The sequence below is a fragment of the Nocardia sp. FBN12 genome (assembly GCF_050320175.1).
Lineage (GTDB): Bacteria > Actinomycetota > Actinomycetes > Mycobacteriales > Mycobacteriaceae > Nocardia.
Genome location: NZ_CP190048.1, coordinates 4,879,580 through 4,891,366 on the forward strand (window position 1 = coordinate 4,879,580; position 11,787 = coordinate 4,891,366).

15 protein-coding genes are annotated in these 11,787 nt (G+C 67.8%); 8 read left to right on the forward strand and 7 right to left on the reverse strand.

All coding sequences use genetic code 11. From position 1 onward, the window contains the following. The first annotated feature begins 25 nt into the window (after window positions 1-25). Window positions 26-202, forward strand: coding sequence for a hypothetical protein (locus ACQHI0_RS23115; protein ID WP_194826542.1), 177 nt, complete (start codon window positions 26-28; stop codon window positions 200-202). Window positions 203-245: 43 nt separating this feature from the next. Beyond that, on the forward strand, window positions 246-533 hold the full coding sequence (locus ACQHI0_RS23120; protein ID WP_427903920.1) for a 4a-hydroxytetrahydrobiopterin dehydratase: 288 nt from the start codon (window positions 246-248) through the stop codon (window positions 531-533). A 3-nt stretch (window positions 534-536) separates the two neighbouring features. Here the strand turns inward: ACQHI0_RS23120 and ACQHI0_RS23125 are convergent, their stop codons facing one another. After that, complete coding sequence (locus tag ACQHI0_RS23125; RefSeq protein WP_427903921.1) at window positions 537-1,775, reverse strand: mannosyltransferase; 1,239 nt, start codon at window positions 1,773-1,775, stop codon at window positions 537-539. Window positions 1,776-2,058: 283 nt separating this feature from the next. Here ACQHI0_RS23125 and ACQHI0_RS23130 point away from each other — a divergent pair, with 283 nt between their 5' ends. Then, window positions 2,059-2,835 carry a hypothetical protein gene (locus ACQHI0_RS23130; RefSeq protein ID WP_427903922.1) on the forward strand — a complete coding sequence of 259 codons (777 nt, stop codon included), beginning with the start codon at window positions 2,059-2,061 and terminating at the stop codon, window positions 2,833-2,835. Window positions 2,836-2,934: 99 nt separating this feature from the next. Beyond that, a complete protein-coding gene (locus tag ACQHI0_RS23135; protein WP_427903923.1) occupies window positions 2,935-3,285 on the forward strand; it encodes a hypothetical protein in 351 nt (116 codons plus the stop codon). 1 nt (window position 3,286) lies between these two features. On the opposite strand, the gene ACQHI0_RS23140 is transcribed toward ACQHI0_RS23135, so the two are convergent. The 3 genes from ACQHI0_RS23140 to ACQHI0_RS23150 all read right to left on the reverse strand — a co-directional run bounded on the left by ACQHI0_RS23140 (window position 3,287) and on the right by ACQHI0_RS23150 (window position 6,074). Further along, complete coding sequence (locus ACQHI0_RS23140) at window positions 3,287-3,997, reverse strand: DUF1906 domain-containing protein (protein ID WP_427903924.1); 711 nt, start codon at window positions 3,995-3,997, stop codon at window positions 3,287-3,289. Between the two features lie 158 nt (window positions 3,998-4,155). Beyond that, window positions 4,156-5,304 carry a hypothetical protein gene (locus ACQHI0_RS23145; RefSeq protein WP_427903925.1) on the reverse strand — a complete coding sequence of 383 codons (1,149 nt, stop codon included), beginning with the start codon at window positions 5,302-5,304 and terminating at the stop codon, window positions 4,156-4,158. Between the two features lie 188 nt (window positions 5,305-5,492). Beyond that, on the reverse strand, window positions 5,493-6,074 hold the full coding sequence (locus ACQHI0_RS23150) for a CHAP domain-containing protein (protein ID WP_427903926.1): 582 nt from the start codon (window positions 6,072-6,074) through the stop codon (window positions 5,493-5,495). 393 nt (window positions 6,075-6,467) lie between these two features. On the opposite strand from ACQHI0_RS23150, the gene ACQHI0_RS23155 reads away from it, so the two are divergent. Further along, entirely contained in the window at window positions 6,468-7,193 is a 726-nt protein-coding gene (locus tag ACQHI0_RS23155; protein WP_427903927.1) for a helix-turn-helix domain-containing protein, read from the forward strand. Between the two features lies 1 nt (window position 7,194). On the opposite strand, the gene ACQHI0_RS23160 is transcribed toward ACQHI0_RS23155, so the two are convergent. Beyond that, window positions 7,195-8,562, reverse strand: a complete 1,368-nt coding sequence (locus tag ACQHI0_RS23160; protein ID WP_427909273.1) for an MFS transporter — start codon at window positions 8,560-8,562, stop codon at window positions 7,195-7,197. Window positions 8,563-8,702: 140 nt separating this feature from the next. On the opposite strand from ACQHI0_RS23160, the gene ACQHI0_RS23165 reads away from it, so the two are divergent. Together ACQHI0_RS23165 and ACQHI0_RS23170 are read left to right on the forward strand one after the other, a co-directional pair. Beyond that, a complete protein-coding gene (locus ACQHI0_RS23165) occupies window positions 8,703-9,188 on the forward strand; it encodes a MarR family winged helix-turn-helix transcriptional regulator (RefSeq protein WP_427903928.1) in 486 nt (161 codons plus the stop codon). A 19-nt stretch (window positions 9,189-9,207) separates the two neighbouring features. Further along, window positions 9,208-9,531, forward strand: a complete 324-nt coding sequence (locus tag ACQHI0_RS23170; RefSeq protein WP_427903929.1) for a hypothetical protein — start codon at window positions 9,208-9,210, stop codon at window positions 9,529-9,531. Here the strand turns inward: ACQHI0_RS23170 and ACQHI0_RS23175 are convergent. Further along, window positions 9,528-9,809: a hypothetical protein gene (locus ACQHI0_RS23175; RefSeq protein ID WP_427903930.1), complete on the reverse strand. Its 282-nt coding sequence runs from the start codon at window positions 9,807-9,809 to the stop codon at window positions 9,528-9,530. The two genes, ACQHI0_RS23170 and ACQHI0_RS23175, sit on opposite strands and share 4 nt — an antisense overlap. A 277-nt stretch (window positions 9,810-10,086) precedes the next feature. Beyond that, window positions 10,087-11,040, reverse strand: a complete 954-nt coding sequence (locus ACQHI0_RS23180) for a DoxX family protein (RefSeq protein ID WP_427903931.1) — start codon at window positions 11,038-11,040, stop codon at window positions 10,087-10,089. Between the two features lie 121 nt (window positions 11,041-11,161). Here ACQHI0_RS23180 and ACQHI0_RS23185 point away from each other — a divergent pair, with 121 nt between their 5' ends. Next, a complete protein-coding gene (locus ACQHI0_RS23185; protein ID WP_427903932.1) occupies window positions 11,162-11,761 on the forward strand; it encodes a class I SAM-dependent methyltransferase in 600 nt (199 codons plus the stop codon). The last annotated feature ends 26 nt before the right edge of the window (window positions 11,762-11,787 follow it).

Below are 11,787 nucleotides of genomic sequence, written 5' to 3' on the forward strand. Positions count from 1 at the left end.
TTGTACTTAGGCTAGGCTAACTCCCATGGGCAAGGTGAAGGCGAAGAAGGTCTCGAGCCTGAAGCCGAAGAAAAAGTGCTGCAGGAAGAAGACGCGCTGCTTCAAATGCCCCGTCGTCATCATGCGGATGAAGAAGGCCGAGGCTGCCGGAACGTGCGGTAAAGATCTCAAAAAGGCCTTGAAGCTGGCGCGCGCCAAGTAGCCGAACGCTGCGCGGGCGCGCCCATGAGGCGTACAACCGAAGTATGGGTGCTCCGCTGCTCTCCGACCCCGAGCTCACCATCGCCTTGGCCACCCTGCCGGAATGGTCGCGCGACGGTGACGCGATCACCCGCACGGTAAAGGCCGCGAGCTTCCTCGCCGGCATCGAGACGGTGCGCAAGGTCGCCGTCGCGGCCGAGGCGGCCGACCACCATCCGGACATCGATATCCGTTGGCGCACACTGCGTTTCACGCTGAGTACGCACTCGGAGGGTGGTCTCACCTCGCTCGATACGGCGATGGCGCACACCATCGACGACATCGTCGGCTGAGCCTCAGCCCGCGGGCACCTCGGCCGTGCGACGGCCGGGGAGTTGTCCGCGCAGCGTGTCGCGGCCGTGCCAGATCATCCAGCCGAGCAGGACGAACACGCCGATCACATCGACCGCGCCGAGCCAGGCCAGCGCCCACGGACGCGGAATCGTCCAGATCGTCGGCTGCGCGAACGAGAGCACCCACGGCACGCCGACCAGCATCGTCAGCACCCAGAACCCGGCGATGATCCGCGCGACACGCTCGTTCCGCAACGGCCCGTAGAGCAGCCACAACGCGGTCGGGATCAGCCACACCCAGTGGTGTGACCAGGAGATCGGCGAGATCATCAGCCCGAACAACTGCACCAGCACCAGGGTGCCGAGCCGATCGTCGGCGCCGAGGGTGCGCCAGGCGAGCAACGCCAGCACGGCGGTGATCAGCACCGCGACGATCCACCACGGCCCCGACTGCACGTCGTGCCCGAGGATGCGGCTCAGCGCGCCGCGCAGCGACTGGTTCCAGACCGAACCCACCGGGCCGATCCGGTCGGCGTCACCGAGCAGGGTGCCGAAATAGCGCTTCGCCTCGTGTGCGTTGATGAGGAAGCTCACAGCGACGGTCAGCCCGAAGGCGGCCGCCGACCACAGCACCGTCGCCCAGCGCCGCCGCGCCACGAAGTACAGGCCGGTAATGGCCGGGGTCAGCTTGATGCCGGCGATCACGCCGACGAGGCTGCCCGAGATCCACCAGCTCGCGCTGCGCACGGCCAGCATCGCCCCGAACACCAGGAACACATTGACCTGGCCGTAGTCGATCGTGGTTCGCACCGGCTCGAGCCAGACGCCGAGCGCCGTCCAGCCGACGGCCGCGGTGAGCCACGGCGTCCGCTTCGCCTGCTCCGCGCCGAGCAGCAGTTCGAAACTGATCCGGATCACGCCGTAGAGGGCGGCGACCGTGGCCAGCATCCAGCCGACCGCGACAAGGGTGAACGGCAGATAGTGCAGCGGGAAGAACACCAGCGCGGCGAACGGCGGATAGGTGAACGGCAGCGGGAAGTCCGGCGTCACCTCCGAGTAGGTGAAGTCGTAGAGCCGGTCGGTGAGCAGCGCGGCCGAGCCGTCCACATAGACGTGCAGATCGACGACGTTGAGCCCGTTCGGGGCGAAGAGCATCCAGGCCAGCCGGGCGAGCACGGACAGTCCGAGCAGCGCGAGAGCCCATCGGAGGTGTCTGTTCAAGGCCAGGCTTTCGGTCGGCATCGGTGGCGCCGGGCGCCATTTCGCGGGTGCTCAGCTACTTTAACCGGGCGCCCAACGACCCCCGCGTCCACCAGCCGCGGCGACACCATGGGTAACATTTGCATCAAAATCCCCAGGTGTAACTCCATGCGGGGCTAGCGTCGATGAACATCGTTTCGGCTGGTGCGCCACCTTGGGCCCGGCGGCTGTACAACACGGCGGCGTTGTCCTTAGAGTGACCCCCGACATGTTGGGCTCGACAACCCTCGCCCATCGCACCATCGAGGTAAGGACGGCTAGACAAGTGCTTCGTAGCCGAGGATCGCGGATCGCAACGACCGCTCTCGCCATCGCGGCAGGCGCCATGCTCGCCGCGCCTGCATCGATTGCCGCACCAGCGCCCGCCCCCCAGGCGGCGCCGATCAGTGTCCCGATGGTGCCCGAGGGCGTGCCGGTCGACGCGCTGGCCGCCTTCGCCCCCGCCGTGGCAGGCCTGGTCGCCGGTCCGGCCGACGTCGCGAGCCCACAGACCGCCCTGCTCGATCAGGCGCGCGCACTGCTGGCCACGCTGAATCTGCCGCCCGCCATCAAGTCCACCCTCGAGCGGATCATCACCTTCCTCGACGGCAGTGGCGGCGGCGGTCCCGAGCTCCCGCAGGACGGCCCGGCCATCGCGCAGTTCCTGTACCCGACCATCGGCAAGGGCTGCATCGGTGACGGCGCCGATTCGGTCGGCACCGCGCTCGCGGTCGCCGGTCCGGCGCAGCTGCCCCCGCCCGGGCCCGCCGCCGGTCAGGCCGGTTTCGTGTTCACCGCGCTCGGCACCAAGGCGCCGACCGGCGTGCAGAATCCGCCGATGACGGTGCAGTGGCTCAACCTCGACACCCGCCAGTCCGCGATTCAGACGCTGACCGACGAGGCCAAGATCAACCCCGGCGGTCCGGCCACCCTGTCGGCCGTCGCGAACACCGGCCACGGCCGGGTCGTCGCGGTGATCTCGGGGTCACTCACCACCGCCGCCGAGGGCGCCGCACCACGCACGTGCACGTTCATGCCGACCCTCGGCTTCTTCACCGTGTAGCAGACAGCGCCACTGAGCCCGGTTCGTTCCTCGAGAACGGATCGGGCTCAGTTGTTTTGGGCTGTTCCCGCGGGCACCGCGATGTGGTAGACCGAGACGATGGCGACCACGCGTGGTTCTTCCCGGAATGTTCGGTCGATCCGGAGTCAGCGGTCGATCCTGTCGTACCGATCCGAGGGGTCGATCCTGTCGATCGGCTCGGCCTATTCGGTGCTCTCGATCGGCAGTGTCGGATCCGTGCTGTCCATCGGCTCGATCGGGTCGTTCGGGTCCGCGATCTCGTCGCTGTCGTTCGCCAGCATCGGGTCGGCGCTGTCGGGTCTGTCGCGGTGGTCGCTGATGTCGTGGCGCGGGGTGTGGGCGGAGCCCGAGATGCGGTCAGCGCTGCGTGTGGTGCCCGACGACGAGGCCGATATCCGCTGCGGCGCGACTTGCCACTGCCAGACCTAGGTCACCACTGGCCGTAGTCCTCGGCCAGTACCCGGTTCAGGTCGACGCCGATACCGTCGATCGCGCGCTTGTCGATCTCGAATTGGTGCAGGTGCGCGGCGTCGTGCACGAAACCGCGCTCGGTGCCCCAATTGTGTTGCCAGAACCAGGAACCAAGGCCCGCGTCGAGCGCGCGGTCGATCGTCGGGGCGTTGGCGTAGATGCCGACGAGTTCGGAGCCGAGCACCGATTGCCAGCCCTCGATGTAGGGCGCGATCATCTCGTCGAACTCCTCTTCCGAGGGGTTGTCGTCGATGGAGGCGTAGATCGGCGCGGTGTCCGGTCCGCCCGCGGCGGTATGGATCGCCCAGCCGCGTTCGGCGTGTTGCTTGCCCGCTTCGAGGCCGCCGCGCCAGTCGGCCGTCGGGCCCTTGCCGAACTGGTAGTTCGACACGATCGACAGGCCGTGCGCCCACAGATCCTCGACCTCGGCGGCGAGCAGCGGTTTACCTTCCATCCACTCCGCGCCGGGCCTGCGCTCGGAGACATATCGGATCACGCCGATATGACCCTCGGCCGCGATCGAGGCGGCGGAGGGTACCCCCGCGGCGTAATCGACCATGGTGCCGAAGGATTGGGCGCGGGCAGGCGCGGCGGCGAGACCGGCACCGATCGTGGCAGCGGCGGCGGCGAGGCCGAAGAACTTCCGCCGGGTCACCGGAACAGAACGCATCGCAGGACTCCTTCGCGCAACCTTCACCGGCAAGCGAACCCGGCGCGCCTTCCCCGAAAATCGCGCGCCGGGAGTCTAGAAACGTGCGACTCATTGCACCACAACCCCAGGGGAACCGCCAGAACCAAGGGCAACATTCGCCCCACGAGTCACAGGACTCAGGTGGCGCCGTCGATCGCCGCGCCCACGTCGATGGTGCGGCCGGCCGGATCGGCCAGCTCGGTGCTGACCACCGCCACAACCTGCGCGACGATCTGCTTCTTGATACCCGCCAGCCGGGCCAGGGTGGCCGCGCGCAGGCCCTTGGCCTTGAATTCCATCGAGATGTCCTCGAGCGCGGGCGGCGGCACCTCGATCACGATCTGCAGCGGCTCGGCGGCCCGTGCCGTGAGGACGAGGGGAATCTCCAGGTCGGCGCGGTAGTGGTTGGCTTTGAGGACGTCGACGGTGATGTCGAGTCCCACCGGCAGGGTCATATCGAAGATTCGCAGGTCACCCGGCTCGCCGAGGCCACGATCGATCACCCGCGGCTGCTCGATCGCGCCGCGCACGGTCACCGTGGCCGCGCCGCGCGGGCCCTCGGCCAGCGGCCCCACCTCGATCTCGCTACCCGCCATCTGGCCGACCACCCCGTGCACGCGGTCTCTGGTGACGATGGTGGTGAAGAAGCGCAGACCGAATTCGCGGTAATCGATCCAGTCGAACACGGTGTCGTTGCGATGCGGTGAGCGGTAGCCGTCCAGGATCGCCTCGATGTCGAAGACCCGTTCCGAGCGGACCTTCGGGTCGCCGACGATGGCGTTGACCCGGCTGGCGACCTCGCTGCGCACCAGGCCCGCGATCGGATCGAGCAGCATCTCCCAGGCGCCGTCGACGGCCTCGGCGCGCAGCGTGAAGCTCACGTCCTTGGCGGTCACCGGGGCGACATCGATCACGACCAGCAGCGGAGCGGCAGTCCGGGCGTGCAGCGTGAGCCCGATCTCCACCACGGCGGCCAGGCGCAGCTTGCGGCCACCGAGAACCAGCTTCACGGCCAGGGTCAGCGGGATTTTCACGCCGAAGCTCAGCGCGTCGCCGGGTGTGCGGGTGACCACGGGGGTGCCAAGCGTGCCCTCGGCCACGAAACCGGCAAGTCCGGCGGGACCGAGCGAGAACGGTCCGATCTGCACGCCGCGCCCGGTCATCCCCGATACCGCGGCGGCGATGCGTTCCTCGGTCACCGCGTAGGTGACGAACCGTTCGCCGAAATCGGCGTACTCGATCCACATCGGGTCACGACGTGGCTTTTCGTCCACCTTCACACGCACATCGGACACCGTACGGGATGGCGGTAAACCCCCAGCTGGTGGCACAACTCCCCCGTCCTGCCGATGAGGGGGAAGCAGGACGGAGGAGCTGGCGACGGCGCTGCCGGGCGCCGCGAGCTCCATGGTACGGGTATCAGCGTGGTACCGCCGTCCAGGATCGTCGCAGTTGTCTTGAGCGCCAATCGATTTCAGAATCGCCCGTAACCGACCAGATCGGCGGTCTCGGACGGGGTGATAGTGCGAACCCGAACCGTGCCCATCTCGTTGCCGCCGATGGTGGTGATCTCCTCGCCCTCGGCCTTCAGCACGATATTGGTGTGCTGACCGAGCGGACTGCCGGGGCCGTAGAGCACCACGTCACCGGTGCGCGGGCGGTAGCCGACATCGGCGCGGGTGAATCGGCCGACCTGCTGGTAGTACTCCTGCAAGGTGTACACGCCGGGAATGCGCCAGGAACCGGAGTTCGGATTCGCCAGCGGCCTGCCCGCCTCGCGCATCGTCCAGCTGACGAAGTCGGCGCACCAGGCCTCGCGGACACCCTCGGCGTACTTCGGCCCGTCGCCGGGCTGCTCGTACTCACGACGCAAGACGTCGACGAGCACGATCTGCTGCTCGTCGAGCTGCTCACTGTCGAGCGCGGGGAACTGATCGCCCCAGTCGTGCTGCCACCACACCAGTCCGACGACTACTACCGTCGCCGCCGCCAACACGCCGGAGATTCCGGCGATCCAGGACGTGCGGCGTCCCGGTCGTTGCTGTACTTGCGTCATCGCCCCCCACTCTCGTTCATCCATCTGCCCTATTGGACGAATCGCGAGGGCTTTCGGTTCCCGCTCACGCGTGTTTTCCGAAGCGGACGGGCGACCACCGGATGGACCCCTGCGCCACCCGGGTTTCACCCGGCAATCGCTCTCGGCGCGCACACAGCGAGCGCACGCCGTCCCCTCCGGCGACATTCGTCCGCGCAGGGGGTGGTGTCGAACACTTTCCGCTCCGGAACACACTGGCCCGACCAGCACAAAGGCCGACAATGGGCCTGGGCGCGGCGGCCGGACAGCCATGCGATCACCCGCTCGGCTGACATGATTTTTGCGAAACCTTTACCCTCGGTCAAGCTAGACGACTGTCCCAATTTGTACCGGTGACCGAAACAGGAGCGCATTGTGGAAGACCCGAACGTGTCGATCTCGCGATACCTCCGCGAACGCCGCGAATCGTCGGGCCTGACCAGGGCGGCACTCGGCGAGGTGGCGGGCATCTCCCCCGCTCTCATCCAGAAGATCGAACAGGGTACGCGCGCACCGACATTGGAGGCGCTCACCGCGCTCACCGACGCGCTCGAGGTGCCCGAGATGTTTCGCGACCACCTCGTCGCGCTGTCGGTCGCTCAGCGCTACGACTCGACACCGTCGCTGGTCCGCCCCGCCGACCAGGTGCTGCTCGACGGGATCACCCATCCGGCCAGCCTGCAACTGCATCCGGTCTTCGAGGTCCTCGCCACCAATGCCGCGTGGCGGCTGCTCTTTCCCGGACTCGAAGCGGGGGTGTCGATGCTCGAGTGGATGCTGCTCGACCCTCGCGCCAAGACCGCCATGGTCGATTGGGAACACCAGGTTCACATGTGCGTCTACGGGTTTCGCGTCATGGGGCCGGGATTGGCGTCGCGGGCGCAGATCGCCGACATCGTCGGAGCGTGTTCGCGGGCTCCCGAATGGGAGAAGTTCTGGACCACCGAACCCCTGACCGCGCACGGCCCCGACGGTCCGGTAGTCCATTTCCGCGACCCGCACACCGGTGCGACGGTCGCGATGGCGGTGCACTCCCTCGGCGCCGCCCTGGTGCCGCGCCGCGACTGGTCGCTGGTGGTGTACTCGCCGGTCGCGGACTGACTCAGCCGACCTTCTTCTTCCCCATGGGGATGAATACGGTCAAGGCGATCGCGGCGATCGCGCCCGCCATCGAGATGAAGAACGCGGTGTGGAACGCCGAACGAGTCGGCACCATGTGCGGGCCGAGTTGCATCGTCATGTGCGCGAGCACCACGCCCATCACCGCCGCCGAGGTCGAGGTGCCGATGGAGCGCATCAGCGAATTGAGGCCGTTGGCGGCGCCGGTCTCGCTCAGCGGCACCGCACCCATGATCAGCGCGGGCATGGCCGCGTACGCCAGGCCGACGCCGCCGGCGACGATGACCGCCGACAGCACGATCTGCCACACGGTGTCCATCATCACGACCGCGCACAGGTAGCCGACAGCGATCACGGCCGAGCCGAGCGCCAGCGTGAACTTCGGGCCCTTCTTCGCCGACAGGCGCGCCGATACCGGCGAGAGCAGCATCATCACCAGACCGGTCGGCGCCATCGCCAGGCCCGCGACCACCATCGACAGACCGAATCCATAGCCGGTCGCCTCGGGGGCCATGAGCAGCTGCGGGAACGTCAGCGACATGCCGTAGAGCGCGAAGCCGACCGCGATCGACGCCATATTGGTGAACAGCACGCGCGGACGGGCCGACACGCGCAGGTCGACCAATGGCGCGCCTTGGTGTAGTTCATAGGCGCCCCAGCCGAGGAAACTCACCAGCGACAGACCGAACAGCGCGAGGATCGAGCCGCTGCCCCAGCCCCAGTCGGCGCCCTTGGTGATGCCGATCAGCAGCGTGAGCAGGGCGATCGACAGCCCGATCGCACCACCGAAATCGAAGCGCGACGGCGTGCGCACCGGCGACTCCGGCACGAAAACGAAAACCAGCACCGCGCACAGCACGCCCATCCCGGCGGCCGTCCAGAACAGCATGTGCCAGTCCGCGTTCTGCGCGATCAGGGCCGCGAACGGCAGGCCGACGGCGCCACCGACGCCGAGGGTCGCGCTCATCACGGCCATCGCGCCGCCGACCTTCTCGGGCGGGAGCTCGTCGCGCATGATGCTGATACCCAGCGGGATCGCGCCCACCGCGATGCCCTGCAGCGAGCGGCCGACCACCTCGGGCAGCAGCGAATTCGCCATCGCGCAGATCACCGAGCCGACGATCATGAAGCCGAGATTGCTGACGAGGATCAGCCGCTTGCCGAACATGTCGCCGAGCCGTCCGGCGATCGGCGTCGAAACCGCGCCGGCCAGCAAAGTGGCGGTGACCACCCAGGAGGCGTTGGACGCCGAGGTGTTCAGCAGCGTCGGCAGCGTCGGGATGATCGGGATGACCAGCGTCTGCATGAGCGAGACAACGATGCCGACCGTGCTGAGCACCGCGATGAGCACAGCCGGGGCCGGGCGGCGGCGGATTTCGGGTGGGGCCGGCGAAACATCGGCATCGGTGACAGACACAAATATGCACGTTACACAGCATGTGCATAGTACACAATTTGATTCAGCGGTGACCCACCCGACATAGTTGGCACATGTCCGATTCCGGCGCCGCCGACGACACCCCGTTCACCCGCCTGGTGTTCGAGATGAACCTGATCTCGCGGCACTTCCCCACGACCACCCGCAGGCGCCCCGGCTTCCTCCTCGACCGGTCGGCGTTCCTCATCCTGACCCGCCTCGATCTCGGCGAACCACTGAGCTTGCGCGAGCTGTCGGAGTCGTTCCAGCTCGACATCTCCACCATCAACCGCCAGGTCGGCGCGATGCTGAAACACGATCTGGTACAACGAGTTCCCGATCCCGACGGCGGCGTCGCGCGCAAGATCGAGGCCACCGCCGACGGCAAGGCGGCGCTCGCGGCGGATCGGCGCCACCGCAGCAGCGACCTCAGCAAGGTCGTCGCCGACTGGGACGCCGAGGATGTCACCGAACTCGGCAGACTGATGCGCAAGTTCAACCAGTCGGTCGAACAGCTGGAACGAAACCCGTGGCCGAGACCGCCGCACAGCGACAGCTGATCGCGTTAAGCTGCGCGGCGTGGTCACTCACCGGTCTACCCGCCCGAGCTGGCTTTCCTGGGACAACTACTTCGTCGGCGTCGGCGGTCTTGTCCTCGGACTCTGCTTCGGTACCTGCGCCGCGCTGATCGCCGGCCCCGGATACAATCTCGCGGCGATCGTCCTCGTCGCGCTCGCCGCGCTCTGCGTCCTGCCCGCGCTGCTCCGCGCCCTCGGCGAACTCAGCGTCTGGGTGCGGCTGGCGATCCTGCTGATCGGCTTCGCGCTGCTACTGCCCGCGATTCTGGTCAGTGGCGAGGTGCGCGACTGGGCTGCCGAGCGCTGGGAGAAGGCCTGGGACTAGCCGTTGCGCATCGGGACCGACAGCAGCATGCGCAAGGTGTTGTGGATGAACTGCGCCGACTGCCAGGTGAGGTAGGCACCGGCCGGGCCTGCCGCCGCCGAACCGGACGCCGAGCCGGATGCCAGGTCCGCGGACCCGCTGGCCGAACCCGATGCCGACCCCGAACCCGGAAGTGCCGCAGCGGTTCCCGCCGAACCGAGCAGTCCGATCAGCACCGCCGCTCCCACCACTGCGACCCGAGCGGCGTACGGCTTGGACGTTTCACGGCCGGAAAACATCAGATAGATCCCACTCTGTCGAAATGCATTGCGAATGCCCAGTATTCACACCAGAACTCACCGCCAAACCTGTTTCGCCGGATTATCCCGGTTTATCGGTTTGCGCGGTGAGTTCGCCGGTGTGCCCGACCCCGGATCTATGGTGCGCCACAACCACATCGGGGCACCAGACCACGATTGTCGGGGCATCCACGTACTGACCGGCCGGTTCGCCCGTGACGGCCGCGCGGGCGGTGCTGCCGAGTTCGCAGTGCCTACGGGATTCGCCGGGTGGAACCTATCGCCTCGACCACCGACGGGCAGGCGCTGCGATTTCCTCGCGCTCGCGCGCCGCGGCGGCCAGTTCCGAGCCGCGTTCGCGGGCCGTATCAACCAGGTAGGTGCCTCGCTCGCGCGCGGCTTCGGCCAGCTCAGGCCCCTTTTCCTTGGCGACTTCGGCCATGTGGGCACCGCGGGTGCGGGCCGCCTCAGCTACCTCGGGACCGCGATCTCTGGCCACCTCGACGAGGTGGGTACCACGGGTCCGTACGGCTTCGGCCACCTCGGGGCCACGGTCCTTGGCCACCTCGACCAGGTGTGCACTGCGATTGCGCACCGCGTCGGCCAGCTGCGGCCCACGCTCACGGGCGATCTCGGCCAGCTGCGAACCGCGCTCGTTCGCGACCTCCGCCAGGTGCGTGCCCTGCTCGTGGGCGACATCGGCGAGCTGCGCGCCACGAACCTTGGCCGCGGCCGCGATGGCAGCGCCCTCGGCCGCGATGCGCGGCTCCTCACGCGAGAATGCCCGCCGTGCCCGCCAGCCCAGCGACGGCTTGCCCTCGGTGTCGGCCGCCGCGATCATCAATCCGCCGAGCAACCCGAGATCCTTCAGGAAACCCACCCGCTTCGCTGCTTTGCGGTCGGGGTCGTTCTCGGCCCAGAAGTCCTGTTCGGTGACGGTCCCCGGCACCACAGTCGCGGCGAGCACGAGTGCCGCGGGCCGCGGTGCCCGTCCGCTGGCCAGCAACAACCCACCGACCACCTGCGCCGCGGAGTTGACTCGCACGAATTGACTCGGATCGTCGGGCACCCGCGCGGCCAGTGCGTCGGGCAGACCGGTCCTGCCCTTCGCGGCCAGCGCGTTCGCGGCGTCGGCGCGGGGCTTCTGATTCATCAACCCGTTCACTCCGGCGGCCACGAATGTGGTCCCCAGCAGCGCGCGAGCAATGCGTCGAACAGGCTTGATCGGCATCGTCGATCCCTTCGTGTCTACGACTGGGAAAACGGCTCCCTACATTCGACTACCCGGGTCTTGCGGACACAAACGATGGACGAAACGGGGCATGCCCTGTCCAGTGGCTAGTGTCGGCCGGGTGCCCGACAACACCGTTCAAGCCGCTTACACAGCCATCCACGACCTCTACATCGACCTCTTCGGCTCCCCCACCGACCTGCCCCCCGAAGACACCGCCTTCGCCCGCACTCACCTGGCCCCCGGCCCGGTCCTCGACCTCGGCTGCGGCCCCGGCCACTTCACCAAATTCCTAACCGACGCCGGCATCCCCGCCACCGGCATCGACATCGTCCCCGAATTCATCACCCACGCCCGAACCACCTACCCCGGCATCGGCTTCGAACTCGGCTCCCTGCGCACCCTCGACGCCCCCACCGCATCCGTCCCCGCCATCCTCGCGTGGTTCTCCCTGATCCACCTCGACCCCACCGAACTCCCCAGCGTGCTGGCGGAATTCCACCGCGTCCTCACCCCCGGCGGGCGCCTGGTCGTCGGCTTCTTCGAGTCCGCCGACACCGTCGAACCCTTCCCCCACAAGGTGACCACCGCCTACCGCTGGCCCGCCGACCACCTCGCCGAAACCCTCCACAAGGCCGGTTTCATCGAACTCGCCCGCCTACACCACCCCGCCGCAGGCGAGGTCCGCCCGCACGGTGCGCTGGCCGTCGCCAAGTCGTGAGTTCGATCGACCTTCAGCCGATGACG

What these genes read in the sequence shown, in the direction of transcription:
- ACQHI0_RS23115 (WP_194826542.1), top strand. Translation starts at nt 26, where the DNA reads ATGGGCAAGGTGAAGGCGAAGAAGGTCTCGAGCCTGAAGCCGAAGAAA.
- ACQHI0_RS23120 (WP_427903920.1), top strand. Translation starts at nt 246, where the DNA reads ATGGGTGCTCCGCTGCTCTCCGACCCCGAGCTCACCATCGCCTTGGCC.
- ACQHI0_RS23125 (WP_427903921.1), bottom strand. Translation starts at nt 1,775, where the DNA reads ATGCCGACCGAAAGCCTGGCCTTGAACAGACACCTCCGATGGGCTCTC.
- ACQHI0_RS23135 (WP_427903923.1), top strand. Translation starts at nt 2,935, where the DNA reads ATGGCGACCACGCGTGGTTCTTCCCGGAATGTTCGGTCGATCCGGAGT.
- ACQHI0_RS23140 (WP_427903924.1), bottom strand. Translation starts at nt 3,997, where the DNA reads ATGCGTTCTGTTCCGGTGACCCGGCGGAAGTTCTTCGGCCTCGCCGCC.
- ACQHI0_RS23150 (WP_427903926.1), bottom strand. Translation starts at nt 6,074, where the DNA reads ATGACGCAAGTACAGCAACGACCGGGACGCCGCACGTCCTGGATCGCC.
- ACQHI0_RS23165 (WP_427903928.1), top strand. Translation starts at nt 8,703, where the DNA reads ATGTCCGATTCCGGCGCCGCCGACGACACCCCGTTCACCCGCCTGGTG.
- ACQHI0_RS23175 (WP_427903930.1), bottom strand. Translation starts at nt 9,809, where the DNA reads ATGTTTTCCGGCCGTGAAACGTCCAAGCCGTACGCCGCTCGGGTCGCA.
- ACQHI0_RS23180 (WP_427903931.1), bottom strand. Translation starts at nt 11,040, where the DNA reads ATGCCGATCAAGCCTGTTCGACGCATTGCTCGCGCGCTGCTGGGGACC.